23 protein-coding genes, 1 pseudogene and 2 riboswitches are annotated in these 26,448 nt (G+C 68.8%); of the genes and pseudogenes, 13 read left to right on the top strand and 11 right to left on the bottom strand.

Going from position 1 to position 26,448, the window contains the following annotated elements:
- The first annotated feature begins 3 nt into the window (after positions 1-3).
- The 6 genes and pseudogenes from B9D87_RS05805 (at position 4) to mbtN (ending at position 6,026) form a co-directional block, all read left to right on the top strand.
- Positions 4-423: a BlaI/MecI/CopY family transcriptional regulator gene (locus tag B9D87_RS05805; RefSeq protein WP_007771350.1), complete on the top strand. Its 420-nt coding sequence runs from the start codon at positions 4-6 to the stop codon at positions 421-423.
- A 14-nt stretch (positions 424-437) separates the two neighbouring features.
- Complete coding sequence (locus B9D87_RS05800) at positions 438-1,388, top strand: M56 family metallopeptidase (protein WP_007771352.1); 951 nt, start codon at positions 438-440, stop codon at positions 1,386-1,388.
- Between the two features lie 100 nt (positions 1,389-1,488).
- Positions 1,489-2,946, top strand: a complete 1,458-nt coding sequence (gene gnd, locus B9D87_RS05795; protein ID WP_007771354.1) for an NADP-dependent phosphogluconate dehydrogenase — start codon at positions 1,489-1,491, stop codon at positions 2,944-2,946.
- Between the two features lie 50 nt (positions 2,947-2,996).
- Positions 2,997-4,433 carry a GuaB1 family IMP dehydrogenase-related protein gene (locus B9D87_RS05790; protein ID WP_007771356.1) on the top strand — a complete coding sequence of 479 codons (1,437 nt, stop codon included), beginning with the start codon at positions 2,997-2,999 and terminating at the stop codon, positions 4,431-4,433.
- Positions 4,434-4,484: 51 nt separating this feature from the next.
- On the top strand, positions 4,485-4,760 hold the full coding sequence (gene mbtL / locus B9D87_RS05785; protein WP_007771358.1) for a mycobactin biosynthesis acyl carrier protein MbtL: 276 nt from the start codon (positions 4,485-4,487) through the stop codon (positions 4,758-4,760).
- 82 nt (positions 4,761-4,842) lie between these two features.
- Positions 4,843-6,026: pseudogene (gene mbtN, locus B9D87_RS05780) on the top strand (mycobactin biosynthesis acyl-ACP dehydrogenase MbtN).
- Here the strand turns inward: mbtN and B9D87_RS05775 are convergent.
- Complete coding sequence (locus tag B9D87_RS05775) at positions 5,993-6,610, bottom strand: GNAT family N-acetyltransferase (RefSeq protein WP_007771361.1); 618 nt, start codon at positions 6,608-6,610, stop codon at positions 5,993-5,995. The pseudogene mbtN and the gene B9D87_RS05775 overlap by 34 nt on opposite strands.
- Positions 6,611-6,924: 314 nt before the next feature.
- On the opposite strand from B9D87_RS05775, the gene B9D87_RS05770 reads away from it, so the two are divergent.
- From B9D87_RS05770 to B9D87_RS05740, 7 genes are all read left to right on the top strand, one after another.
- A complete protein-coding gene (locus B9D87_RS05770; RefSeq protein ID WP_007771362.1) occupies positions 6,925-8,295 on the top strand; it encodes a hemolysin family protein in 1,371 nt (456 codons plus the stop codon).
- Positions 8,292-9,332: a hemolysin family protein gene (locus tag B9D87_RS05765; protein WP_007771363.1), complete on the top strand. Its 1,041-nt coding sequence runs from the start codon at positions 8,292-8,294 to the stop codon at positions 9,330-9,332. Before B9D87_RS05770 ends, B9D87_RS05765 begins: the two co-directional genes overlap by 4 nt.
- A gap of 281 nt (positions 9,333-9,613) precedes the next feature.
- On the top strand, positions 9,614-11,818 hold the full coding sequence (locus B9D87_RS05760; protein WP_007771364.1) for a malate synthase G: 2,205 nt from the start codon (positions 9,614-9,616) through the stop codon (positions 11,816-11,818).
- Between the two features lie 97 nt (positions 11,819-11,915).
- Positions 11,916-13,982, top strand: coding sequence for a substrate-binding domain-containing protein (locus tag B9D87_RS05755; RefSeq protein WP_007771365.1), 2,067 nt, complete (start codon positions 11,916-11,918; stop codon positions 13,980-13,982).
- A gap of 306 nt (positions 13,983-14,288) precedes the next feature.
- Positions 14,289-15,167, top strand: coding sequence for an oxygenase MpaB family protein (locus tag B9D87_RS05750; protein WP_040629871.1), 879 nt, complete (start codon positions 14,289-14,291; stop codon positions 15,165-15,167).
- Between the two features lie 42 nt (positions 15,168-15,209).
- Positions 15,210-16,175: an oxygenase MpaB family protein gene (locus B9D87_RS05745; protein ID WP_007771367.1), complete on the top strand. Its 966-nt coding sequence runs from the start codon at positions 15,210-15,212 to the stop codon at positions 16,173-16,175.
- 120 nt (positions 16,176-16,295) lie between these two features.
- A complete protein-coding gene (locus B9D87_RS05740; RefSeq protein ID WP_040629872.1) occupies positions 16,296-16,940 on the top strand; it encodes a TetR/AcrR family transcriptional regulator in 645 nt (214 codons plus the stop codon).
- Positions 16,941-16,959: 19 nt separating this feature from the next.
- On the opposite strand, the gene gcvP is transcribed toward B9D87_RS05740, so the two are convergent.
- The 10 genes from gcvP to B9D87_RS05690 all read right to left on the bottom strand — a co-directional run bounded on the left by gcvP (position 16,960) and on the right by B9D87_RS05690 (position 26,446).
- On the bottom strand, positions 16,960-19,788 hold the full coding sequence (gene gcvP, locus B9D87_RS05735) for an aminomethyl-transferring glycine dehydrogenase (RefSeq protein WP_007771370.1): 2,829 nt from the start codon (positions 19,786-19,788) through the stop codon (positions 16,960-16,962).
- 51 nt (positions 19,789-19,839) lie between these two features.
- Positions 19,840-19,965: riboswitch (glycine riboswitch) on the bottom strand.
- Positions 19,966-20,063: riboswitch (glycine riboswitch) on the bottom strand.
- Positions 20,064-20,115: 52 nt separating this feature from the next.
- Entirely contained in the window at positions 20,116-20,745 is a 630-nt protein-coding gene (locus B9D87_RS05730) for a MerR family transcriptional regulator (protein WP_007771372.1), read from the bottom strand.
- Positions 20,746-21,046: 301 nt separating this feature from the next.
- Entirely contained in the window at positions 21,047-21,541 is a 495-nt protein-coding gene (locus B9D87_RS05725; protein ID WP_007771374.1) for a bifunctional nuclease family protein, read from the bottom strand.
- A gap of 114 nt (positions 21,542-21,655) precedes the next feature.
- Positions 21,656-22,402 (bottom strand): transcriptional regulator FtsR, encoded by a 747-nt coding sequence (ftsR, locus tag B9D87_RS05720; RefSeq protein WP_007771375.1) that lies wholly within the window; start codon positions 22,400-22,402, stop codon positions 21,656-21,658.
- Positions 22,402-22,863: a glycogen accumulation regulator GarA gene (gene garA / locus B9D87_RS05715; RefSeq protein WP_007771376.1), complete on the bottom strand. Its 462-nt coding sequence runs from the start codon at positions 22,861-22,863 to the stop codon at positions 22,402-22,404. Before garA ends, ftsR begins: the two co-directional genes overlap by 1 nt.
- 294 nt (positions 22,864-23,157) lie before the next feature.
- Positions 23,158-23,556: a glycine cleavage system protein GcvH gene (gene gcvH, locus B9D87_RS05710; RefSeq protein WP_007771377.1), complete on the bottom strand. Its 399-nt coding sequence runs from the start codon at positions 23,554-23,556 to the stop codon at positions 23,158-23,160.
- A gap of 28 nt (positions 23,557-23,584) precedes the next feature.
- Positions 23,585-24,484: a DUF881 domain-containing protein gene (locus B9D87_RS05705; protein WP_007771378.1), complete on the bottom strand. Its 900-nt coding sequence runs from the start codon at positions 24,482-24,484 to the stop codon at positions 23,585-23,587.
- Between the two features lie 25 nt (positions 24,485-24,509).
- Positions 24,510-24,842, bottom strand: coding sequence for a small basic family protein (locus B9D87_RS05700; protein ID WP_007170008.1), 333 nt, complete (start codon positions 24,840-24,842; stop codon positions 24,510-24,512).
- A 55-nt stretch (positions 24,843-24,897) separates the two neighbouring features.
- A complete protein-coding gene (locus tag B9D87_RS05695; protein ID WP_007771380.1) occupies positions 24,898-25,824 on the bottom strand; it encodes a DUF881 domain-containing protein in 927 nt (308 codons plus the stop codon).
- Positions 25,817-26,446, bottom strand: a complete 630-nt coding sequence (locus tag B9D87_RS05690; RefSeq protein ID WP_007771381.1) for a CDP-alcohol phosphatidyltransferase family protein — start codon at positions 26,444-26,446, stop codon at positions 25,817-25,819. The genes B9D87_RS05695 and B9D87_RS05690 overlap by 8 nt, the downstream gene beginning before the upstream one ends.
- Positions 26,447-26,448 lie beyond the last annotated feature (2 nt).

Below are 26,448 nucleotides of genomic sequence, written 5' to 3'. Positions count from 1 at the left end.
ACTATGGCCAAACTGACACGGCTGGGGGACCTGGAACGGGCCGTCATGGACCATCTGTGGTCCACGCCCGAGCCTCAGACCGTTCGCCAGGTCCATGAGGCGTTGTCGGCGCAGCGTGACCTGGCCTACACCACGATCATGACGGTGCTGCAACGGCTGGCCAAGAAGAACCTGGTCTCCCAGATCCGCGACGACCGGGCGCACCGGTACGCGCCGGTACACGGCCGCGACGAGCTGGTGGCCGGACTCATGGTGGACGCCCTGGCCCAGGCCGAGGATTCCGGCGGCCGCCAGGCGGCGCTGGTGCACTTCGTGGAACGCGTCGGCGCCGACGAGGCGGAGGCGCTGCGGCGCGCACTCGCCGAACTGGAAGCCAATCAACGCAATAACTCACCATCTGCTGGCGCTGCCCCGGAGGGCTGAGGGACACTTACTGTGTGTCCGCGCTGGCTTTCACCATTCTCGCGGTGCTACTGACCGGCCCGGTGCCGGCGATGGTGGCACGCGCGCGGTGGCCGCTGCGCGCTCCCCGGGCCGCCATGGTGCTCTGGCAGGCCGTCGCGCTGGCCGCGGTGCTGTCGGCGTTCAGCGCCGGCATCGCGATCGCCACCCGGTTGCTGATGCCCGGCCGCGACGGGCGGCCCACCACCAGCATCGTCGGCGCCGCCGACCGCCTGGGCTGGCCGCTGTGGACGCTCTACATCAGCGTCTTCGCCCTGACCGTGCTGGTCGGCGTCCGGTTGATGGTCGCGGTGGTCCGGGTGGCCATCGCCAACCGCAAACGGCGGGCCCATCACCGCATGGTGGTCGACCTGGTCGGAGTCGGCCACGGCGCGGCGCTGTCGCAGCCCTGCGCCCGAACCCGCGACCTGCGCGTGCTGGACGTGCCGCAGCCGCTCGCCTACTGCCTGCCCGGCGTGCGCAGCCGGGTGGTGGTCAGCGAGGGAACGCTGACCACGCTCGCCGACGCCGAGGTCGAGGCGATTCTGACTCACGAGCGCGCCCACCTGCGGGCGCGGCACGACCTGGTGCTGGAGGCCTTCACCGCGGTGCACGCCGCCTTCCCGCGGCTGGTCCGCAGCGCCAACGCGCTCGGGGCGGTCCAGCTTCTGGTCGAGTTGCTCGCCGACGACGCGGCGGTCCGCGCGGCGGGGCGCGCTCCCCTGGCCCGGGCGTTGGTCGCGTGCGCATCGGGCCGAGCCCCGTCGGGCGCGCTCGCGGCCAGCGGCCCCAGCACGGTGCTGCGGGTGCGGCGGCTGGGCGGCCGCGGCAACAGCCCGCTGCTGTCGGCGGCCGCATACCTGGCCGCGGCCGCGGTATTCGTGGTGCCCACCGTCGCGCTCGCCGTCCCATGGCTCACCGAGCTGGAACGCCTGTTCAACCTCTGACGCGGCCGAGAGCCGATCACCCCGGGCGCTCGACTGTTCGCTGTGCCACAGTGTCACCGAAAGCTTTTCGGACAAGTTCTCCAAATTGAGAGGCGAAAACATGAGTTCGTCGGAAGCGAAGACCGGCACCGCGCAGATCGGCGTCACGGGCCTGGCCGTGATGGGTTCCAACATCGCCCGCAACTTCGCCCGGCACGGCTACACCGTGGCGCTGCACAACCGCTCGATCGCCAAAACCGATGCGCTCCTCAAAGAGCACGGCGACGAGGGCAAGTTCGTGCGTTCGGAGAGCATCGCGGAATTCCTGGACGCGCTGGAGAAGCCGCGCCGGGTGCTGATCATGGTCAAGGCCGGCGAGGCGACCGACGCCGTCATCAACGAACTCGCCGACGCGATGGAAGAAGGCGACATCATCATCGACGGCGGCAACGCGCTCTACACCGACACCATCCGCCGCGAGAAGGCCATCCGCGAGCGCGGCCTGCACTTTGTCGGCGCCGGCATCTCCGGCGGCGAGGAGGGCGCGCTCAACGGGCCGTCGATCATGCCGGGCGGCCCGGCCGAATCGTACAAGTCGCTGGGCCCGCTGCTCGAGGAGATCTCCGCGCACGTCGACGGCGTGCCGTGCTGCACCCACATCGGCCCCGACGGCGCCGGCCACTTCGTCAAGATGGTGCACAACGGCATCGAGTACTCCGACATGCAGCTGATCGGTGAGGCCTACCAGTTGCTGCGCGACGGCCTGGGCAAGACCGCTCCCGAGATCGCCGACGTGTTCGCCGAATGGAACAAGGGCGACCTGGACAGCTTCCTGATCGAGATCACCGCCCAGGTACTGCGCCAGACCGATGCCAAGACGGGCAAGCCGCTGGTCGACCTCATTCTCGACGAGGCCGAGCAGAAGGGCACCGGGCGCTGGACCGTGAAGTCGGCGCTCGATCTCGGCGTGCCGGTGACCGGTATCGCCGAGGCGGTGTTCGCCCGCGCGCTGTCCGGCTCGGTCGCCCAGCGCAAGGCCACCACCGGGCTGGCCTCCGGGAAGCTGGGCGAGAAGCCAAGTGATGCAACCCAGTTCATCGACGACGTGAGTAAGGCCCTGTACGCGTCGAAGATCATCGCCTACGCGCAGGGCTTCAACCAGATCCAGGCGGGCAGCGCCGAGTACGACTGGGGCATCACGCCCGGCGACATGGCGACCATCTGGCGCGGCGGTTGCATCATCCGCGCGAAGTTCCTCAACCGCATCAAGGAGGCGTTCGACGCCGACGCCGACCTGCCGAGCCTGATCGTCGCGCCCTACTTCCGCAGCGCCATCGAGGAATCCATCGACAGCTGGCGCCGCGTGGTGGTGACGGCCACCGAGCTCGGGATCCCGATCCCCGGCTTCGCCTCCGCGCTGTCCTACTACGACGCGCTGCGCACCGAGCGGCTGCCGGCGGCGCTCACCCAGGGCTTGCGGGACTTCTTCGGCGCACACACTTACGGCCGGATCGACGACGACCCGGACAAGCGCTTCCACACGTTGTGGAGCGGGGACCGCTCCGAAGTGCCCGCGTAGCGGGCGACACCAGAGGCGCGAAGGGGGCTTGAGTTGGTGGGGCGACTGCGATGAGGTTTCTCGACGGGCACCGACCCGCATACGACCTGACGTACAACGACGTGTTCGTGATGCCGAACCGCTCGGAGGTCGCGTCCCGCTTCGACGTCGACCTGTCCACCGGTGACGGCTCGGGCACCACGATCCCGGTCGTCGTCGCGAACATGACCGCGGTGGCGGGCCGACGGATGGCCGAAACCGTCGCGCGCCGTGGCGGACTCGTCATCTTGCCGCAGGATCTGCCGATCACCGCGGTGCAGCAGACGGTCGAGTTCGTCAAGAGTCGTGACCTGGTTCTCGACACCCCGGTGGTGCTCGGGCCCGACGACTCGGTGTCCGACGCGACGGCGCTGATCCACAAGCGCGCACACGGTGTCGCGGTGGTCACGTTCGAGGGCCGCCCGCTGGGCCTGGTGAGCGAATCGTCGTGCCTGGGGGTGGATCGCTTCACCCGCGTGCGCGACGTCGCGATGACCGACTTCGTCAGCGCCCCGGCGGGAACAGCGCCGCGCAAGGTCTTCGACCTGCTCGAGCAGTCGCCCATCGGTGTCGCGGTGGTGACGAACGCCGACGGCACGCTGGCCGGCGTGCTGACCCGCACCGGCGCCATCCGCGCGGGCCTGTACTCCCCGGCCGTCGACGCGCGGGGCCGGCTGCGGGTGGGCGCGGCGATCGGCATCAACGGCGATGTCGGGGCCAAGGCGCGGTCCCTCGTCGAGGCCGGCATCGACGTGCTGGTCATCGACACCGCGCACGGGCACCAGGTCAAGACGGTCGAGGCGATCCGGACGGTGGCGGCGCTGCAGCTGGGGGTGCCGCTGGTGGCGGGCAACGTCGTCTCGGCGGAGGGCACCCGCGACCTGCTGGGCGCCGGGGCGAACATCGTCAAGGTCGGTGTCGGGCCGGGCGCGATGTGCACCACCCGGATGATGACCGGCGTCGGCCGTCCGCAGTTCTCGGCGGTCGTCGAATGTGCCTTGGCGGCAAGCGAATTGGGCGGTCACGTGTGGGCCGACGGCGGCATCCGGCACCCCCGGGACGTGGCGCTGGCGCTGGCCGCCGGCGCGTCCAACGTGATGATCGGGTCGTGGTTCGCCGGCACCTACGAGTCGCCCGGCGACCTGATGCGCGACCGCGAAGACCAGCCGTACAAGGAGAGCTACGGCATGGCCTCCAAACGCGCCGTGGTCGCGCGCAGCGGGGCCGAAACCGCGTTCGACCGGGCCCGCAAGGCGCTGTTCGAGGAGGGCATTTCGACGTCGCGGATGGGGCTGGATCCGGCCCGCGGCGGCGTCGAGGACCTGCTCGATCACATCACCTCGGGCGTGCGCAGCACCTGCACCTATGTGGGCGCGGCCAACCTGGCGCAGCTCTACGAGCGGGTCGTGGTCGGCGTGCAGTCGACCGCCGGCTTCGCCGAGGGGCATCCGCTGCCACTAGGTTGGTGACGCGGAGGTAAGGCTAGCCTTGCCTAAGTCTGGCTGCTAACGTTCAGCGCCATGACCTCCTCTTCGCCCACTCCTTCGTCCGCCCATTTGACGGTCGACGCCGACCTGCTGAGCATCCTGCGCGACGAACTCAACGTCGACCCGTCCCGCGTGACGCCCGATGCGCGCCTCGTCGACGACGTCGGACTCGACTCGGTGGCCTTCGCCGTGGGCATGGTGGCGATCGAAGAGCGGCTGGGCGTCTCCCTGTCCGAAGAGGAGCTGTTGAACTGCGACACCGTCGGTGACCTGCAGGCCGCGATCACCGCGAAACCCCGCGATGAATGAACTGGCCGCGGCGCCGCCCCGGACGTCGTCGGGCAAACTGCGCCGGCGGGAAGTCCGGCGTTCGCCAGAGGCGGTGGACTAAGTGGCGACACCGGCAACGACGACCCAGAGTCTCGGGACCGCACTCGACGACTACCGGGACCTGCTCGCCGGCGCGTTCGACGACCGAGTCCTAGCGTGGACGGCCGAAGCCGAAGCGCAGCAACGCTTTCCGCGTCAGCTGATCGAGCACCTGGGCGCCCGCGGCGTGTTCAGCCAGAAGTGGGGCGCCGGGCCGCTGCCCAACGTGGCCAAGTTGGTGGAACTCGCGCTCGCGCTGGGCCGGCTGTCCTCGGCGGGCATCGGTGTCGGGGTCAGCCTGCACGACTCGGCCATCGCGGTGCTGCGCCGATTCGGCAAGTCGGATTACCTCAAGGACGTCTGCGAGCGGGCGATTAGCGGCCAGGCCGTGCTGTGCCTCGGTGCCTCCGAAGAATCGGGTGGCTCGGATCTGCAGATCGTTCGCACCGAGATATCTTCTCGGGACGGCGGTTTCGATGTCCGGGGCATCAAGAAGTTCGTGTCGCTGTCCCCCGTCGCCGACCACATCATGGTGGTGGCGCGCAGCGTCGACCACGACTCCGGCAGCAAACACGGCAACGTCGCGCTGATCGCCGTGCCGACCGCCCAGGTCAGCGTGCAGCGGCCCTACAACAAGCTCGGCGCCGGCCCGCTGGACACCGCCGCCGTGCACATCGATACCTGGGTGCCCGCCGACGCCCTGGTCGCGCGCGCCGGCACCGGGCTGGCCGCGATCAGCTGGGGGCTGGCGCATGAGCGCATGTCGATCGCCGGGCAGATCGCCGCGTCGTGCCAGCGGGCGATCGGAATCACGCTCGCCCGCATGATGACTCGCCGGCAGTTCGGGCGCACCCTGTTCGAGCACCAGGCGCTGCGGCTGCGGATGGCGGATCTGCAGGCGCGGGTCGACGTGCTGCGCCACGCGCTGAACGGCATTGCGGCCCAGGGCCGGCTGGACCTGCGCGCGGCCGCGGGCGTCAAGGTGACCGCGGCCCGCCTCGGTGAGGAAGTGATGTCGGAGTGCATGCACATCTTCGGCGGCTCGGGATATCTCGTCGATGAGACGCCGCTCGGTTCCTGGTGGCGCGACATGAAGCTGGCGCGCGTCGGGGCGGCACCGACGAGGTGCTGTGGGAGCTGGTGGCCGCCGGGATGGCGCCCGACTACGGCGGCTACGACTCGGTGGTCGGGGCTTCCAGCGCGTAGAGCGCCATGCGCCGGTTCGTCGTGTCGTGCTCGCCGAGAAACGTGCATCCCACGTACTCGCACAGCCGGCGCGCGGTGGTGTTGCGGTGATCGGGGTCGAACATGATCCGCCGGCAGCGCGGCTCCATCGAGAAGACGCTGGAAACGATGCGGGGCAACAGCATCGGACCCAGGCCGCGATTCACCAGGTGCGGGTCGGCGATCGCGGCGTGCAGCCCCAGATCGTAGGCCTCGGCGTCATAGTAACGGGATATCAGATCCTTTGCGCCCCAATATAGTTCGAGGTAGGCGCGCTCGACGCCCCGGATGCTGCCGAGCAACGGCAGCGAATACGTCCCGTCCAGCTGGGCGCTCAGGTGCTGGCGCCACCGGGGCGCGGGCCAGTCGTATTCCCACGCGGCCGCCAAGTGCGGTCGGTTCATCCACTCGGTCACCAGCTCCACGTCGTCGAGTCGCGCCACGCGCATGCCGAACGGTGGATCGAGGGTGGGAAGCGGTGGGCGGGGAATGCGCGCTATTTCGTCGGGAAGGTCGAAGCGTTCGCGCGGGAGGACATGGATGGACGGCGTCTGAGCGTCGGGCATAGTGCGCAGAGCATACCGGAGTAAGGTTAGCCATACTTTACTTGGTCCGCCTCGGGTCGGACGGCGAAGTCGGCCAGGCGGCCGCGTACCCCGGGTCGGGAAGCGCCGTGCGGCCGCGGCCCGGGCTAGCATATGACAGCAAAGACGGCCGCAACCGCGACCGCTCAACCACCAGGCAGCGAAGGGATCAACGTGCCGCAGGCACCCGTGCCAGCCATCGGCTTGGCGCACGGGCCGTCAGCCGAATCGCCCGATGCGGAGCCTCCTTCGGCGCCGCTCACGCCATCCCCCTCGGCCGGCCGGCGGCGTTGTTCATGAACGTCACCGTCACCGTGATCAGCGTTGTGGCGATCGCGGTGCTCATCTTCGGCAACGCCGTCTTCGTCGCCGCGGAGTTCTCGCTGACCACCCTGGACCGCAGCGCGGTGGAGGCCAACGCGCGCGGCGGCGGGCGCCGCGACCGCTGGATCCGCCACGCACACCACCGGCTGTCGTTTCAACTGTCCGGCGCCCAGTTGGGCATCTCGATCACCACGCTGGCGGCCGGCTACCTGACCGATCCGATGGTGGACGACTTGCCGCATCCCTGGCTGGACGCGCTCGGCATCCCCGACAAGGTCGGCGACGCGATCATGGCCTTCCTGGTGCTGGTGATCGTGACGTCGGTGTCGATGGTGTTCGGCGAGCTGGTGCCCAAGTACCTCGCCGTGGCTCGCCCGCTGTCGACGGCCCGGGCCGTCGTGAGCGCTCAGCTGTTGTTCTCGCTGCTGCTCACCCCGGCGATCCGGCTGACCAACGGGGCGGCGAACTGGATCGTGCGCCGGCTCGGCGTCGAACCGGCCGAAGAGCTGCGGTCGGCCCGGTCGCCGCAGGAGTTGCTGTCGCTGGTGCGTTCGTCGGCGCGCAGCGGCGCCCTGGACGCCGCCACGGCGGCGCTGGTGCGGCGCTCGTTGCAGTTCGGCGCCCTGAGCGCCGAGGAGCTGATGACGCCGCGGTCCAAGATCGTGGCGCTGCAGACCGACGACACGATCGCCGACCTGGTGACCGCGGCCGCCGAGTCCGGATTCTCCCGCTTCCCGATCGTCGACGGCGACCTCGACGAGACGGTCGGCATCGTGCACGTCAAACAGGTGTTCGCCATTCCGCGGACCGAACGCGCCCGCACGCGGCTGATCACGGTGGCCCAACCCGTCCCGAAGGTGCCGTCCACCCTGGACGGCGACGCGGTGATGGCCGAGATCCGGGCCAACAGCCTGCAAACCGCGCTGGTCGTCGACGAATACGGCGGCACCGCCGGCATGGTGACCGTCGAGGACCTGATCGAGGAAATCGTCGGCGACGTCCGCGACGAGCACGACGACGCGACTCCGGACGTGGTGCCCGCCGGCTCCGGCTGGCGGGTGTCGGGCCTGCTGCGCATCGACGAAGTGGCCGCCGCCACCGGCTTTCGCGCTCCCGAAGGGCCCTACGAGACCATCGGCGGGCTGGTGCTGCGCGAGATCGGTCACATCCCGGTGGCCGGCGACACGGTCAAGCTGCCCGCGCTGGACGCCGACGGCCTGTTGGACGCGGTGACGCGGTGGCAGGCGACGGTGATCCGGATGGATGGCCGCCGGATCGACCTGCTCGAGCTGATCGAGCTGAGCAGTCACGGTGACGTCCCCGCGACCGGGGTGCGCCGATGAGCGACACCATGGGCCTGCTGCTGGCCTGCCTGTTGATCGGGGTGAACGCGTTCTTCGTCGGGGCCGAGTTCTCGCTGATCTCGGCGCGGCGCGACCGCCTCGAGGCGCTGGCCGAACAGGGCAAGGCGGCCGCGGTCACGGTGATCCGCGCCGGGGAGCAGCTGCCGTCGATGCTGGCAGGAGCCCAGTTGGGCGTCACGGCCGCGTCCCTGCTGCTCGGGCGGATCGGCGAGTCGGCGGTGTCCAATGTGCTACGAACGGCGTTGGGGCTCACCGGAATTCACCCCGCGCTACTGCACACACTGTCGTTCGCGATCGCGCTGGCGATCGTGGTGACGCTGCACGTGCTGCTGGGTGAGATGGTGCCCAAGAACATCGCGCTGGCCGGGCCGGAGCGCACCGCGATGCTGCTGGTTCCGCCGTATCTGGCCTACGTGCGGGCGGCCCGGCCGTTCATCGTGTTCTACAACAAGTGCGCCAACCTGGTGGTGCGTGCGTTCGGCGTCGAACCCAAGGACGAGTTGGAGATCACAGTCTCCCCTGTCGAGCTCAGCGAGATGATCGCGGAATCCGAATCCGAAGGCTTGCTGGACCGCGAGGAGCACACCCGGCTGACCCGGGCGCTGCAAATTCGCCACCGTGTCGTCGGTGACGTGGCGGTCCCGCTGGCCGCGGTGCACGCGGTACCGGTGGCCGCGGCGGGCTCGGGCCCGACCGTCGGGGCCGTCGAGCAGGCCCTGGCCCAGACCGGCTACTCCCGGTTCCCGGTGGCCAGCGTCAGCGGCGTCTTCCTGGGATATCTGCACATCAAGGATGTGCTGACGCTCGACGACGATCCGCGGACGGTGATCGATCTGGCGATGGTGCGGCCGCTGCCGCGGCTGTCCCGGGCGCTGCCGCTCGCCGATGCCCTGTCCCGGATGCGCCGCAGCAACAGCCATCTGGCGCTGGTGACCGACGAACTCGGGGCGGTGGTGGCCATGGTGGCCATGGAAGACCTGGTTGAAGACCTCGTCGGCACCATGCGCGACGCGTAGTCGCGCCGGCCTGGCCGGGACGGCTTCGCGCAGCCCGTATGATCTTCACGGCTACCAGTTAAGAAAGTGCTGGAAGGCAGAGGACGTCGGCGCGCGGAACATGCGTTGCTGGAACCACATCCCGGTACTCGCCGCGGCATCGTTCTTGGAGCTGTCAGCGCGGCCTGACCTGCGCCTGCCGGGTCAGGCGAATATCGCCCACCAGGCCGCGCTGGGTAGGCTTGTGACATTGCCAATCCGGCCCACGGACGGTCCGGCGCGGCCCATGACGGAGGAGAATCATGACTGATCGCGTGTCGGCGGGGAACCTGCGCGTCGCCCGAGTGCTCTACGACTTCGTGAACAACGAGGCCTTGCCGGGCACCGACATCGATCCGGACAGCTTCTGGGCGGGCGTCGACAAGGTGGTCACCGACCTCACCCCCAAGAACCAGGAGCTGCTGCGCCGGCGCGACGAGCTGCAGGCCCAGATCGACAAGTGGCACCGGCAGCGCGTCATCGAGCCGCTCGACATCGAGGCGTACCACAAGTTCCTCACCGAAATCGGTTACCTGCAACCCGAACCGGCGGACTTCACCATCACCACCTCCGGTGTGGACGACGAGATCACCACGACCGCGGGACCGCAGCTGGTGGTGCCGGTGCTCAACGCGAGGTTCGCGCTGAACGCCGCCAACGCGCGGTGGGGGTCGCTCTACGACGCCCTGTACGGCACCGACGTCATTCCCGAGGATGACGGCGCCGAGAAGGGCACCAGCTACAACAAGGTGCGCGGCGACAAGGTGATCGCCTACGCGCGCAAGTTCCTCGACGAGGCCGTGCCGCTCGAGTCGGGGTCGTGGGCCGACGCGACCGGGCTCTCGGTCGACGACGGCCAGCTCAAGATCGCGACCGCCGACGGCTCCGTCGGCCTGGCCGACCCCGACAAGTTCGCCGGCTACACCGGCGAGCTCGGCTCCCCCGCCTGGTCGGTGTTGCTGGTCAACCACGGCCTGCACATCGAGATCCTGGTCGACCCGCAATCGCCGATCGGCAAGACCGACTCCGCGGGCATCAAGGACGTGGTTCTGGAATCGGCGATCACCACGATCATGGACTTCGAGGACTCCGTGGCGGCCGTCGACGCCGACGACAAAGTGCTCGGCTACCGCAACTGGCTCGGGCTGAACAAGGGCGATCTGTCCGAAGAGGTCTCCAAGGACGGCAAGAGCTTCACCCGGGTGCTCAACGAGGACCGCACCTACACCACACCCGACGGCGAGGGCGAACTGGTTCTGCCCGGCCGCAGCCTGCTGTTCGTGCGCAACGTGGGTCACCTGATGACCAACGACGCGATCCTGTGGAGCGAGGGCGACGAAGAAAAAGAGGTGTTCGAGGGCATCATGGATGCGCTGTTCACCGGCCTGACCGCGATCCACGGGCTCAAGACCGGTGACGCGAACGGCCCGCTGGCCAACAGCCGCACCGGGTCCATCTACATCGTCAAGCCCAAGATGCACGGGCCCGACGAGGTCGCCTACACCTGCGAGCTGTTCAGCCGCGTCGAAGACGTCCTCGGCCTGCCCCAGGGCACGCTGAAGGTCGGCATCATGGACGAGGAGCGGCGCACCACCGTCAACCTCAAGGCCTGCATCAAGGCCGCGGCCGACCGCGTCGTGTTCATCAACACCGGCTTCCTGGACCGCACCGGCGACGAGATCCACACCTCGATGGAGGCCGGGCCGATGATCCGCAAGGGTGCGATGAAGAACAGCACCTGGATCAAGGCCTACGAGGACGCCAACGTCGACATCGGCCTGGCGGCCGGCTTCAAGGGCAAGGCCCAGATCGGCAAGGGCATGTGGGCGATGACCGAGCTGATGGCCGACATGGTCGAGCAGAAGATCGGCCAGCCGAAGGCGGGCGCGACCACCGCGTGGGTGCCCTCGCCGACCGCGGCCACTCTGCACGCGATGCACTACCACTACGTCGACGTGGGCGCCGTGCAGGAGGAGCTCGCCGGCAAGAAGCGCACCAAGATCGAGGAGTTGCTGACCATTCCGCTGGCCAAGGAGCTGGCCTGGGCTCCCGAGGAGATCCGCGAAGAGGTCGACAACAACTGCCAGTCCATCCTGGGCTACGTGGTGCGCTGGGTCGCGCAGGGCGTCGGCTGCTCGAAGGTGCCCGACATTCACGACGTGGCATTGATGGAAGACCGTGCCACGCTGCGGATTTCGAGCCAGCTGCTGGCCAACTGGCTGCGCCACGGAGTGATCACAGAGGAGGACGTGCGGGCCAGCCTGGAGCGGATGGCCCCGCTGGTCGACGAGCAGAACGCCAAGGACGCGGCGTACCTGCCGATGGCGCCGAACTTCGATGACAGCGTCGCCTTCCTCGCGGCACAGGACCTGATCCTGACCGGGACGCAGCAGCCCAACGGTTACACCGAGCCAATCCTGCATCGCCGCCGGCGTGAGGCCAAGGCACGCGCCGCGCAGTCGAATTGAGCCTGCGCTCAAATCGGGTTCGAGCGTGTAATAGTGCCGTCGATGACTAAAATCGGCGCCGAGTTAATGGATCGAAGGAAAGGCCGCGGGCACTGCTATGGGTAGGCACAGTGCGCCCGACCCTGACGACTCCCTCGACGAGCCATCTCGCGACGACGTCGTCGACGAGCCGTCTCGAGGTGACGAGGCGGGACACCGCTACCGGGACGCCGGCGACGAGGAGGAAGCCGACCTCTATTCGGACGAGGACGACTACTCGGACGACGACGACCACGCGGACGAGGGTTACTACTCGGACGAGCGTCGCCATCCCGACGACGAGGACTTCGCCGCCGACGACTACCCGGAGTTTCCGTCACGGGCAGCTTCGAGCCCGGAGCCGCCGGCCTCGACACCGTCGCTCTTCCGGGGCGGGCATCGTGGGCTCGCCGATCGGCTGGGCGGCCATCGCAGCGAGGCAGGGCGCCGCGGCGTCAGCATCGGCGTGATCGTGGCGCTGGTCGCGGTCGTCGTCGTGGTGGGATCGGTGATCCTGTGGAGCTTCTTCGGTGACGCGCTGTCCAAGCGATCGCACACTGCGGCGGGCCGCTGTTCCGGCGGCCAGGAGACGGTGGCCGTCGTCGCCGATCCGTCGATCGCCGATTCCGTTCAGCAACTGGCGGAAAGCTACAACAAATCGGCCGGGCCCATCGGTGACCATTGCATGGTGGTGAGCGTCAAGCCGGCCAACTCCGACGCGGTGCTGAACGGCTTCATCGGCAAGTGGCCCGCGGAACTGGGCGGCCAGCCGGCGCTGTGGATTCCGGGGAGCTCGATCTCGGCCGCGCGGCTCGCCGGGGCGACGGCCCAGAAGACCATCACCGAGAGTCATTCGCTGGTCACCTCGCCGGTGGTGCTGGCCATCCGTCCTCAACTCGCCCCGGCCCTGTCCAACCAGAACTGGGCGGCGCTGCCCGGGCTGCAAACCAATCCGAATGCGTTGGCGGGGTTGAACTTACCCGCGTGGGGTGCGTTGCGCCTGGCCCTGCCGATGAACGGCAACGGGGACGCATCGTTTCTGGCCGGAGAGGCGGTGGCGGCCGCGTCCGTGCCGCCCGGCGCCCCGGTGACGCAGGGCACCGGCGCGGTGCGCAGCCTGCTGAACGCCCAACCCAAACTGGCCGACAACTCGCTCAACGAGGCGATGAATTCGCTGCTGAAGCCCGGCGACCCCGCGACTGCGCCGGTACACGCGGTCGTCACCACCGAGCAGCAACTGTTCCAGCGTGGGCAATCGTTGCCGGACGCCAAGGGCGCCTTGGGGTTCTGGCTCCCGCCCGGCTCTGCCGCGGTGGCCGACTACCCCACCGTGCTGCTCAGCGGTTCCTGGCTCAGCCGGGAACAGGCCTCGGCGGCCAGCGAGTTCTCGCGTTACATGCACAAGTCCGACCAGCTGGCCAAGCTGGCGAAGGCCGGCTTCCGCGTCAACGGGGTCAAGCCGCCCGGCAGCCCGGTCACCAACTTCCCGGCGCTGCCGGCCGCGTTGTCGGTGGGCGACGAGCCGCTGCGGGCCACCCTCGCCGAGGCGATGGCGAGCCCGTCGAGCGGACAGGCCACCACGATCATGCTGGACCAGTCGATGCCCGGCCAGGAAGGTGGAAAGTCCCGGCTGGCCAACGTGATCGGGGCGCTGCAGGACAAAATCAAGGGGCTGCCCGGCACGGCGGTGGTCGGGCTGTGGACGTTCGACGGCCACGAGGGCCGCTCCGAGGTGGCGAGCGGGCCGCTGTCCGACGCCGTCAACGGACAGCCACGTTCGGCGGCGCTGGCCGCCGCGCTGGACAAGCAGTACTCGTCGGGCGGCGGCGCGGTGTCCTTCACCACGCTGCGGATGCTCTACCAGGATATGCAGACCAACTACCATGCGGGACAGACGAATTCGATCCTGCTGATCACGGCGGGGCCGCACACCGACCAGACATTGGACGGGTCGGGGCTGCAGGACTTCGTTCGCAAGAGTGCCGATCCGGCCAAACCCATCGCGGTCAATGTCATCGACTTCGGGGCCGACCCGGACCGGGCGACCTGGGAAGCCGTCGCCCAGCTCAGTGGCGGTGGCTATCAGAACCTCGCGACGTCGGCGTCCCCCGATCTCGCGTCGGCGATCAACGCCTTTCTGAGCTGAGTACGCGAGTCGGCGCCCGACCGGCGCGCAGCCCGGGTCGGCGCGCCGCGTGATAGCCAGATTGCTTCCGCCTACCGGCGGCTATCGCCTCGCCGGGGTCCGGCGCTCGCGGAACCGGCGGTTCGGGCGCGGCGAAAGCCCTGGCCGGCGCACCGATCCCGGATAATTCCTCGCGGTCTCTATCAAACGCCGGCGGGGTGTGTCAGACTCGACGATAGAATCTTCCTTCATTTCTATCAGGCGAGGGGCCGAGTAGACGTGGTCGAGATGTCCGCCGCACCAGCCGGGCCGGCTGCGCCGCCGCCGATGCACCCGGACGGCCCCGGTGCGGCCGCCCCACCGGATCGGCGGGCCCAGCGGGTGGACACCGATTCGGTCAACACGTCCTTTCTGGCCGAGGAGATGTCGCCCTGGCTCACCCCGGCCTACGGTGCGGCCAATGTCGTGATGCAGCTGGCGAACGCGGGCGTGGCCTACGGCGTAATGGAGAGCAAGGTCGACAGCGGCAACCTGCACAAGCACCCGTTCAAACGGGCCCGCACCACGTTCACCTACATCGCGGTGGCCATCGGCGGAAAGGCCAAGGATCGCAGGGTGTATCGCGAGGCGGTCAACGCCGCGCACGTACCGGTGCGGTCCGGCCCGCACAGCCCGGTGCGCTACAACGCGTTCGACCCCGCATTACAACTCTGGGTGGCATCCTGCATGGCCGCGGTGTTCGAGGACACCCGCCGGCTGCGGGGCGGCCGGTCTCGCCACGACCCCGAGACGATTCACCGGGCCGCGTCGGTGTTCGCGACCACCCTGCAGGTGCCACCCGACATGTGGCCCGCCGATCGGGCGGCCGCCCAGCGCTACTGGCGCGAGCAACTCGACCGACTCGACTTCGACGAACGGATGCGCGCCTACCTGATCGGCATCGCGCGGCTGAATTTCCTGCCCGCTCCCATCCCGGCACTGTTGGGCAGCTGGAACCTGTTCATGACGCTGGGGTACCTGCCGGCGCGACTGCGCGAGAAGCTCGGATTCGGCTGGTCGGAGGCGCAGCAGCGCCGATTCGACCGCTGGCAGCGCGTTCTCGGGGTGCTGGACCTGTTCACACCGCGGTTCTTGATGCGGCTGGGCGTGAAGGCGGTGGTGTGGGACATGCGGATGCGCCGCATCACCGGGGCAACCGTGGTGTGACCCGAACTCGCGTCCGGTAAAGCCCAGTAAAGGAGGAGCGGCATGACGACGACGTCGAGCTTCATGCAGGGCAATGGGCCAGCCGCAACGGTGAAAGCGGGCGCGGCGCACCGGGAACTGGCGGACGACGTCCGATGGTTCGCCGGCTCGCCGCTCGCGGCGGCGTTCGGGCGGCTGGCCCTGGACCAGGTGGCGCACCGGGAGATCGCCGCGGCGGTGGACCGCAGCGGGCGGTTCGCCGACAACTTCACCGACCGCGGCATCCGCAGCGCCGCGTTCACCGCCCTGGCCACCTTCGGGGACAGCTCCGATGTGCGGGCGTCGCGGGCCGACCTCAAACGATTGCACCGCGACGTGCGGGGCACCGGCAAGGACTCGTTCAGCGACACCCAATACAGCGCACTGGATCCCGAGGTGTGGATCTGGGTGGCCGTGAGCGGCCTCAACCTCCTCTATCAGGCGTATCTGCGGGTGTGCGGCCGTCGGCTCACCGCGGCCGAGAAAGAGGTTGTCTACCAGACACTGCGGGCGGAGCTGCAATTCCTGGAACTGCCCAGCAAGCAGGCGAAGCTGCCGGCGACGCTGCAGGACATGCTCGAGTACTACGACGCCGTCGCCGCGAAGGATCTGGCCGACAACGACTTTCTGCAGTTCGCCAACCGCAGCTTCGTCGCGCCACCCATCCCGAAGTTGTTGGTATCGCGGCAGATACGACCGCTGCTGCGGCTCGCGTGGCCGGTGCTGACCACGCTGGTGTCCCGGCCGGTGGTGGTCTGCTCGGCCGCGGTCGCCCACCCCACGATGCGCGGCCTGCTGGGCGTGCGGTGGGGCGCGCGTGAGCAGGCCGAGTTCGCCGTCTATGTCGCCGCCCTGCAGCTGGGCTGGCGATGGTTGCCGCGCCGGCTCACGCTGGAGCCCCTGGCCTACAACCGTTACCGGTACGAGCGGCTGCGCGACCGCTATCGCTCGGTGCTGCTCGATTCGTTCGCCGCGCCGAGCCGCACCTGATCCGACCACGCCGGACCGGCGGCGGCCCGCAGGCACCCGGACGAGTTCGCCGCACCCGCGGGCGAATACGCTGATGCAACGCAGAATCGACGTGATACCCCCGATCGCCTGGAGGGCCAGATGGTAGACCCCGCGATGCTGCTGGGACTGGTGCCCGACGGCCTGGCCACCCTGGACCCCACGGCCCGGACCATCGTCACCGCGGCGCGCACCTGCTTCACCGAGCGCGGATTCTCCAGCACCACCATGCAGGACATCGCCGACACCGCCGGCGTCGGCGTCGCCACGGTCTACCGCCGCTTCCGGCACAAACGAAACCTGGTGCGGCTGACCATCATGGACGAATCACTGCGGCTGAGCACGCTCGTCTCGGAGGTCGCGGGCCGGGCGGCCACGCCGGAAGAGGGCATCGCGGAGGTCTTCGCGGCCTTCGTCCACGAGGCCTCCGCGCCCAAGCTGCTCACCCGCAGCATCCGCGAATCACCCGCCGCCGGTGAACTATCCGCCTACCTGACCGACGAGAACCTGATCGCCATGACCCGCGGCTACATCGCCACCTGGCTTCGCCGATGGCAGGAACGCGGTGACCTGCCCGCCGATCTCGATGCCGAGGTGGTGGGCGAGATGATCGGACGGCTGATCATCTCGCTGGTCAAGACGCCGAATTCGGTCATCCCGATCTACAACATGAATCGGGCCCGCGACTTCGCCCGCCGCTACCTGGTGCCGTTGGTGGTGCACATCCCCGCGGCGGCGCCCGGCTGAGGCTCGACCCGCGCCGCCGTCAGGCGAACGCCTCCACCGGCGGGCACGAGCAGACCAGATTGCGATCGCCGTAGGCGCCGTCGATGCGACGCACCGGCGGCCACACCTTCGGCCGAAACTCCTTGCCCAGCGGGTAGGCGGCCTGCTCCCGCGTGTACGGGTGGTCCCAGTCGCCGAGCACCAGGCACTCGGCGGTGTGCGGTGCGCCCCGCAGCGGGTTGTCGTCGACGGGCCACTCCCCCGAGCCCACCCGGTCGATCTCGCGGCGGATCGCGATCATCGCGTCGCAGAACGCGTCGACCTCGGTCAGGGTCTCGCTCTCGGTGGGTTCCACCATCAGCGTGCCGGCCACCGGAAAGCTCATGGTGGGTGCGTGAAACCCGTAGTCCGCCAAGCGCTTTGCCACATCGTCGACGGTGACGCCGGTCGCCTTGGTGATGCCGCGCAGGTCCAGGATGCATTCGTGGGCGACCATGCCGTTCTCGCCGGTGTAGAGCACCGGGAAGTACTCGTCGAGACGCCGGGCGATGTAGTTGGCCGACGTGATCGCGGTCAGCGACGCCGCACGCAGTCCGTCGGCGCCCATCATCCTGATGTAGGCCCAGCTGATCGGCAGGATCGAGGCCGACCCGTAGGGCGCCGCCGACACCGGATGCCCCTGGGGGAGCTCGGGTGCGTGCGGGTGACCGGGCAGGAACGGCGCCAGATGTGAGCGCACCGCCACCGGCCCGACACCGGGTCCGCCGCCGCCGTGCGGGATGCAGAACGTCTTGTGCAGGTTCAGGTGGCTGACGTCGCCGCCGAACTTGCCCGGCCGCGCCAGACCGACCAGCGCGTTGAGGTTGGCGCCGTCGACGTACACCTGGCCGCCGGCGTCGTGCACGGCCGCACAGATCTCGGCGATGTCGTGCTCGTACACCCCGTGCGTGGACGGATAGGTGATCATCAGCGTCGACAGCCGGTCGCGGTGCTCGCCGACCTTGGCGCGCAGGTCGTCGAGATCCACGTCCCCGTTGTCGTGGCAGGCCACCACGACCACCCGCATCCCGGCCAGCGCCGCCGACGCCGCGTTGGTGCCGTGCGCACTGGACGGGATGAGGCAGATGTCGCGGTGCGGTTCCCCGCGGCTGGCGTGGTAGTCGTGGATGGCCAGCAGGCCGGCGTATTCGCCCTGCGACCCGGCGTTGGGTTGCAGCGAGACGGCGTCGTAGCCGGTGATCTCCACCAGCCAGGTCTCCAGGTCGGCGATCAGGCGCCGCAGCCCGGGGGTGTCCGACGCCGGCGCGAACGGATGCTGGCGGGCGAACTCCGGCCAGGTGATGGGCTCCATCTCCGCGGCGGCGTTGAGCTTCATGGTGCAGGAACCCAGCGGAATCATGCTGCGGTCCAAGGCGATATCTCTGTCGGCCAGCGCCCGCAAGTAGCGCATCATCGCGGTCTCGGTGCGGTACTGGGTGAACGCGGGGTGGGTGAGGAACTCCGAGGTGCGGGTGGTGATGCCGGCGCACGTCGGCTCGGCGGCTTGGGTTCCGAAGGCCTCGAGCACCGCGGCCACGTGCTCGTCGGTGGTGGCCTCGTCGCAGGCCACCGACACGTGGTCGTCGTCGACCCGCCACAGGTTGATGCCGCGATCCTTGGCCGCGGCGATCACCTCGGCGGCCCGCCCGGGCACCCGGGCCAGCACGGTGTCGAAGTACTTGTCGTGCACCAGCGCATCGCCGAGGGCGGCGGCGATCGCCCCGGCGTGACCGTGCACGCGGCGCGCGATCGCGGTCAGCCCCTCGGCGCCGTGGTAGCTGGCGTACATCGCGGCCATCACGGCCAGCAGCACCTGCGCGGTACAGATGTTGCTGGTCGCCTTGTCGCGGCGGATGTGCTGCTCGCGGGTCTGCAGCGCCAGCCGGTAAGCCGGTGACCCGTCGGCGTCCAGCGACACCCCTACCAGCCGGCCCGGCAGCTGGCGCGCGTGGTTGGCATGCACCGCCAGGTAGCCGGCGTGGGGACCACCGAATCCCATTGGCACACCGAATCTTTGGGTGGTGCCGAACGCGACGTCGGCGCCGATCTCGCCGGGCGGCGTGATCAGTGTCATGGCGAGCAGGTCGGCGCCGATGGCGACCAGCGCGCCCCGATCGTGCGCCTGCTCCACCAGACCCGCCCAGTCGGTCACCCGGCCACTGGCCCCGGGCAGCTGGGCGATGACGCCGAAGAACTCCCCTTCGTCGGGCAGCCCGTTGCGCAGGTCGGCGGTGACGATCTCGATGCCCAGCGGCTTGGCCCGGGTGGCCAGGATGCCCGCGGTCTGGGCGAAGACGTCGGCGTCCACCGCCAGGCGATTGGCCTTCCCGCGCGCCGCGCGGTGCATCAGCGTCATGGCCTCGGCGGCCGCGGTGCCCTCGTCGAGCATCGACGCGTTGGCGACCTCGAGGCCGGTGAGGTCGGCGACCATGGTCTGGAAGTTCAGCAGCGCCTCCAGCCGGCCCTGGCTGATCTCGGGCTGGTACGGCGTATAGGCGGTGTACCAGGCCGGGTTCTCCAAGATGTTGCGCAGCAACACCGGCGGCGTGAGCGTGTCGTAGTAGCCCTGCCCGATCATGGACACGGCCACCGTGTTGGCCTCGGCCAACGCCCGCAGCTCGGAGAGCGCCTCGGTCTCGGTGGCGGGCGGCGGCAGCCGGTCGAGACCCGGCGCGGCGCCACCATCGGTCGGCCGGTCCAGGATGCCGGCCGGGACCGCCTTGGCGGCCAGCTCCTCGAGCGAGTCGACCCCGATGACGGCGAGCATGGCCGCGACGGCCTGGCTGTCCGGGCCGATGTGCCGAGCCGCGAAAGTGAATTGATCGGACACTGGAACTCCTGAGTAGGCGGACGAAGACGTATCAAGGCAGAGGACTAACGGCCCTCTCCCTCTGTCTTCACCCGTTCGCCGGGCGCCTGAGAGATTCGGTGCCCGATGCTGCCCGAGCGCCTTTCCCCATCGGCGGGCGTGGGCCACGGGGGCCCTCGCCGCTTTCCAGAGGCATCATGATTTCGCGCGGTCCGGGTGCCTGAGAGGTTGACGGAGAGGTGTTGCTCCTTCGGCGTCCGTGGCTGGCAGCCACGGAACTCTCCCGCTCGAATGCGATGCGCGGCCCAGTTTACTCGGCCGCCCGGGGCGAGGGCGCGGGCGCGCCGCTCAGCCGATTTTGCGGTCGCGGTGCTTGCGCCGGGACGCCAGCTCGTCCTCGGGCTCGGCGATCGACTCGCCGCCGTCGGCCCGCTCGCCGGGGAAGTCCGCGATGACGCCGGTCAGCTCGCGCATGGCGCCCGACACGGCGATGCCGAACACGCCCTGCCCGCCCTGCAGCAGGTCGACGACCTCTTCGGCCGACGTGCACTCGTACACGGTGGTGCCGTCGGAGAACAGGGTGATGTTGGCGAGATCCTGCACACCGCGCTGACGCAGGTGGTCGACCGCGACGCGGATGTTGTGCAACGAAATCCCGGTGTCCAGCAACCGCTTGACGATCTTGAGGACCAGGATGTCCTTGAACGAGTACAGCCGCTGGCTGCCGGAGCCGGCCGCACTGCGGATCGACGGCACCACCAGCGAGGTGCGGGCCCAGTAGTCCAGCTGCCGGTACGTGATGCCGGCGATCTGGCAGGCGCTCGGACCGCGGTAGCCGACCAGCTCGTCGGGCACGGAGTCGTCCGGGAAAAGTCCGGGCTGCACGGGTGCGCTGGCTACGGTGACGCTGCGGTCACTGGCCGCCGGGCTACCGCTGTCAGCTAGGTTGAGCTGCTCTTGGCGTGGCTGCTCGCTCACGGTGGTTCCTCTCCGCGATCGCGCTCTCGTCGTTAGCTGCGTCTATGGCTGCATCGCAGCCACGTGTGCTCAGGCCCGAGTGCTAGTAGAGCTTACGCTGATAGCCGCCGCGCCTGTAGTCGCGATCAAAGTATGGCTGCCGCGGGGCCAAGTGCGCGGGCTATCCGACAGCGTGTCGACATCACGGTGTGCTTTGAGACGGATCCGTGATGTCACCGTCCAGGCTAAACCAGCCACCCCCGCCGTTCCCAATCGCTGGTCGCGGCGGGTTTGCCCCCGTGGCGTGCGCATCGTCGGCGCGCTAGGTCGCCTTGAAATCGTCCGGGGACACGCTGTCGAGAAATTCCTTGAACTTCTCCACCTCGTCCTCCCGGACGGCGGTGCCGCCTTCCTCGTCGCTCTCGTCGGGGATCAGCAGGCCGGCCTGGGCGAGCACGCCCTCCTCCACGTAGATCGGGACGCCGACCCGCAGCGCGATCGCCACCGAGTCCGAGGGCCGGGCCGACACGGTGATGTTGCGGTCGAACACCAGGTCAGCGTAGAAAGTGCCCTCCTGCAGATCGACGATGCGCACCTCTTTCAGCGAATGCCCAAGCGCGGCAATGACATCCCTGATCAGATCGTGCGTCAACGGGCGCGGGGGCTCGACACCTTGCTGCTCGAGGGCGATGGCGGCGGCCTCGGACTGACCGATCCAGATCGGAAGGTATCGGTCACCGTTGGTTTCGCGCAGTAACAGCACCGGCTGGTTCTGCGGCTGCTCTACGCGAATGCCGACAACACGAACTTCACCCATTTGTGTCTGCCCTCCGCATTAGTGGCGCCGGTTGGATTGGTATTCGCCAGTGGACGGCGAGGTGAAAATTCCGCCCTGCTGCCGAAAACCAAGCTGTCGACCGAAGTCTAGTCCTCAGCGATCGAGAACGTCGCGAACGGCGGATTTGATCAGCGACGTGTGCAACGTGATCGCGAGCGCCGCGACTTCGCGCGCCAAATCGTCTGCGCGATCGCGCGCACCGGCCTTGCCGGCTTTGACTACCGGCCCGGCGATTTGGGCGATCAGGTCCGACTGGCGATCGGCGGCGGAGCGGAAAGCGCGCAGATGCCGCGGCTCGACACCGTAATCCGACAGCGCCCGCGCGCACTGCAGGATGACGACGGCGTGCTCGTCGAAGAAACCGGCGGGCCCGGTGGTGATGACCCCGGCTTTGAGGAGGGCGATCAGCAGGTCGTCCCCCACGCCCGCGCGGTCGAGCAGTTCTTCGCGGCTCAGCCGGACGTGGGTGGGGGCCACCGCGGAGGCGTCGGGGCCCGCGTCGGCGGCTTCCCCGGTGCCCGCCACGGACACCAGGCGCGGAACGGAATACGGCCCCTTGACGGGCGGCAGCTCGCCGTCGGGCTGGGCGTCCAACTGCGCCCTGATGACCTTCAGCGGCAGGTAGTGATCACGTTGCGCGGTAAGGATGAACCGCAACCGCGCGCAGTCATAAGCGGTGAACCTTCGATAACCCGACGCGGCCCGTTGCGGCGTCACCAGCCCCTCGGCCTCCAGGAAGCGGATCTTGGAGATGGTGACATCGGGGAAGTCCGGCCTCAGCAGTTCCAGGACCGCCCCAATCGACATCCCGGCCAGTGCCGAGCTATCGGGTGCGCTCACTAGCCTGAAGATCCTCCATCCTCACCCTGCTTGGGTCCGGTGAGAAACACCAAGCGGAACTTGCCGATCTGCACCTCGTCACCGTTGGCAAGCACCGCGGAGTCCACGGGCTCACGGTTGACGTAGGTGCCGTTGAGACTACCAACGTCGACCACGCTGAATTCGTTGTTTTCCAACCTGAATTCGGCGTGCCGGCGGCTGACCGTCACGTCGTCGAGGAAAATGTCGCTGTCGGGATGCCGGCCGGCGGACGTGGTGGGCTGGTCCAGCAAAAACCGCGAGCCCGCGTTCGGTCCACGCTTGACGACCAGCAACGCCGAGCCCGCGGGGAGTCCTTCGACCCCGGACACCGCGCTCTCGGTTCCCGCCTGGGCGGGAGCGTCCAGCTCGTTGAGGAAGTCGGCACGGAAGACCGAAGTCGTCTCCACCGTGACTTCGTCCGAATTCTGGTCGTTGTCCATGTCCGTCACGCGCTGCTCCTCACTGGCTGCTGTGGCGTTGTCTGTCCGGGCCGCTCGGCCGGCTTGTGCACCAGGTTTGCTTGCCCGATGTGCCGATTACTGCCGTTTCGTACGTTCAAGAGTCTTTCACGTGTCTTTCAGCGATCTTCGAGAGAGATCAAAGGTCGATGTGTCGACGGTACCGCGCACCGGCTTGCAATGCGCCCACCACCTGACGATCCGAAACTTCGATTTCCCCGCACCCTGGCTGCACCGCGCGCTGGCCGCGCCGGGCTGCAGGGACATTAGCAATCGTCATTCGGTGAGCGTTCCGCGGTAGGCCTCCGCGTCGAGCAGCGAAGAAATCGCCGACTCCAATTCGCCGACGTCGGATACCTGCACATCCAGCAACCACCCGCCCCCGTACGGGTCGGAGTTCACCAATTGCGGACTGCCGTCCAGATCGCCGTTGACCGCGGTCACCTTGCCCGACACCGGCGCGTAGAGGTCCGACACCGATTTCGTCGATTCGACCTCACCGAACGATTCGCCCGCGGTCAGTTCGGTGCCCACGTCGGGCAGCTGAACGAAAACGACATCACCCAATGCCGACTGCGCGAAATCGGTGATGCCCACCCGCAGGGTGTCATCCCCACTTCGGCGAACCCATTCGTGTTCGGCGGTGTAGCGCAGATCGGGCGGGATATCGCTCACGGGTGGTCCTGTTCTGTTCGGGTGGTGCTCACTTGACGGGCTGAGCGTATTGGTGTGGTTTTGGTTGCCGCAAGGTGGTGACGTCCACTCGGTCGGCCTGCTGAACGGACATTCGCGCACCGACGCGCTTGACGGCGTCCTGCGCGCCACCGGGAATGTTCATCGCGGCGGCCAGGGTGGGTGGATCGCCAATCGCCAGAATCGAATACGACGGCGACAGGGTCTTGGAGTCGATGATCAGCGACCCAGGAGTACCCACCACCCAGGTGTCGACACCCACCCGCACCGATTGGTGTGCGTCGTTGACCTCGATCGCCTCGGCGCCTGCGGCGCGCAACTCGTTGATCACGTCGAGCATCGTCTCGGGCGCGACCCCGGGTCCGGGGTCATCGATCGTGACGGTGACGCCGGGGCCGGTGGCGCCGACCGCCCCGACCAGAATGGACAGCGCCGCCAGCCTGGACTGTGCTGATTGGATGGCGGCCTGGTCGTTGTTTCCGGACGCCTGCAGCGAATTCAGCGTGTTCTGTAGCTCGTTCACCTCGGTGTTGAGCGTGCCTTCGCGCTGCCGCAACGAATCCAGCAGCACCAAAAGGTCTGCGGGGCGGGCCGTCTCCAGCGAGTCACCCGATTCGGTCTGGCGGACCTGGGTGACGATCGCCAGCCCCAGCAGCAGGCACAGCATGGCGGCCAGCGTCCCGAACGCCATCCGGGACCGGCCGCCGCGCACCATGCCGGAGAGCCCGTTGCGGTGCAGCGGGCCGATTTCCGGACGGGGGCTTTTCGCGTCCAGTTCGTGGCGGCCGCGCGGCGCGCCCTGGTCCCGCGCCGCGCCGGCCCCGGGGCGATCGGGCCCGGTTGGCCCGTCGGCACTTTGGCCACCGGCGGCGCGCCGTCCGGCGTTGCGATCTTCCGGATCCTGGCTCACGTCGGCCTCGCGTGGGTCATGGCGGTCACGCCCCGAACAGCCTGCGGCGCAGGGCGGCGGCATTGCCGAAGATGCGGATGCCCAGCACGACGATGATGGCCGTGGACAACTGCGTGCCGACGCCCAGTTGATCGCCCACGTAGACGATCAGCGCGGCCACGAAGACGTTGAACACGAACGAGATGACGAACACCTTCGGATCGAAAATCCGCTCCAGGTATGCCCGTAACCCGCCGAACACCGCGTCCAGCGCCGCGACCACCGCGATCGGCAGATAGGGCTGGACGACTTCGGGCACCGCGGGGTGGAAAACCAGGCCGAGCACGATGCCGATCGCCAGTGCCGCGATACCGATCATGCTTGGTTTCCCGTCCGCGTCTCACCCGGGGGAACCTGTCTGTCCAGGACTTTTCTCACTGTGGCCCAATCTGCTTGGCGAACTTGACATCCCGGGTCGATCCGGCGGGAAGCGTTAGTCCGTCGCCGGCGTCCACGGTAACCACGACGCCGTAGGAGATCTGCAGCAGCCTCAGCCGCTGCATGCCCGGGCTGTTGTCGAAGACATCGCGCATCGCGCGCGGCGGCCCGATAGCCAGGACGGTGTACGGGCTGCTGGTCGGGGTGTTGTCGACCAGGATCGCCCCTCCGGCCTGCCGGATGGTGACGTTCGGCCCGATCCGCACACCGCCGACGGAGATCGCCTCGGCGCCGCTCGCCCACAGCGAATTGACCAGCAGCTGCAGATCGCGGTCCAGGATGATCTGGCGGCTGCCGCTCACCCGCTGCTTGGACACGTCCGAAAGGTTCGGGCTGGCACCGGGATCGGTCACGGTCACCTTCAGCCCGGGCCCGATGATCGCCGTGCTGGCCGCCGCCAGGCTGAGCGCGTCGAGGCGTTTCAACAGGCTCCGCCCCTCGGCGTCTTCGGCCAGAGCGTGGCGCTGCACGTCGTCGACCCGAGTAGCCAGTTGGCTGCGGCGCTGGTTCAGCTTGGCGGCGGAGCCCTCCGTCGACCGCACATTGCCCAACAGGAGCTCCTGCTCGGACCGCACCCCGGGGGCCACCGAGCGGGCCTGCGCGACCGCGGCGGCGAAGACCGTCGCGATCAGCAGCGCCGCCAACGCCTGCCAGAGCCAACCGGCCACGCGCTGCCGCCCGCCGCGGGGCGCGGCGGCGGCGCCGCGCTTGGCCGCCGCCGCCGCGTAGCCGGGGTCGAGGTGCTCGGACAGCAGCGCGCGCAACAGCGACGGCACCGGGATCGTCTTGGGCCGCGAAGCCACATGCGCGCCGTGACCGGCGTTGGGGTCGTAGCCGCCGAGCAGGCGGTCGGCGTCAGCCATGGTCAGCCACCTTCGCCGCGGCCGAGGGACGGGAGCCACGGTCGACCTTGGGCATGCGTCGCAGCACGAGAGTCATCTGCACCGCATACTGCACGAACGCCCACAGGTAGGCGTACATGCCCCAGGCCAGGAAGGCCCATCCGCAGGCGCCGATGACGCGGCTCCACAGCGCGTCAAAGGTGCCCAGCAGCACCAGCGGGAATCCGGACATCAGCGCGAACGTCGCGGCCTTGCCGATGTAGGTCACCGGCAGCGCCGTCAGCCCCCGGCTCCAGAGCAGCGGCAGCGTCGCGGCCAACAGGCCGTCGCGCGCGATCAGGACGATGACGAACCACCACGGCACGATCCCGCTGAACGCCAGGACGATGGGCACGGCCACCATGTAGAGGCGGTCGACCGCGGGGTCGAGCAGCACCCCGAGCTTGGAGGACTGATTGAGCAGCCGGGCGATCTTGCCGTCGGCCCAGTCCGAGGCCCCGCTGAACATCAGAATCGCGACGGCCCACCCGTTGGCATGCGCGACCAGCAGCGCGTAGACGAACACCGGGATCAGCGCCAGGCGCACAGCGCTGAGCACGTTGGGGACCGTCAGCACCCGGTTGGGTGGAAGCACCGGCTCCATGA

This window comes from Mycobacterium colombiense CECT 3035 (genome assembly GCF_002105755.1).
GTDB classification, from domain to species: domain Bacteria; phylum Actinomycetota; class Actinomycetes; order Mycobacteriales; family Mycobacteriaceae; genus Mycobacterium; species Mycobacterium colombiense.
Note: the sequence above shows the minus strand (reverse complement) of the source record. Positions and strands in the feature narration are given on the sequence as shown.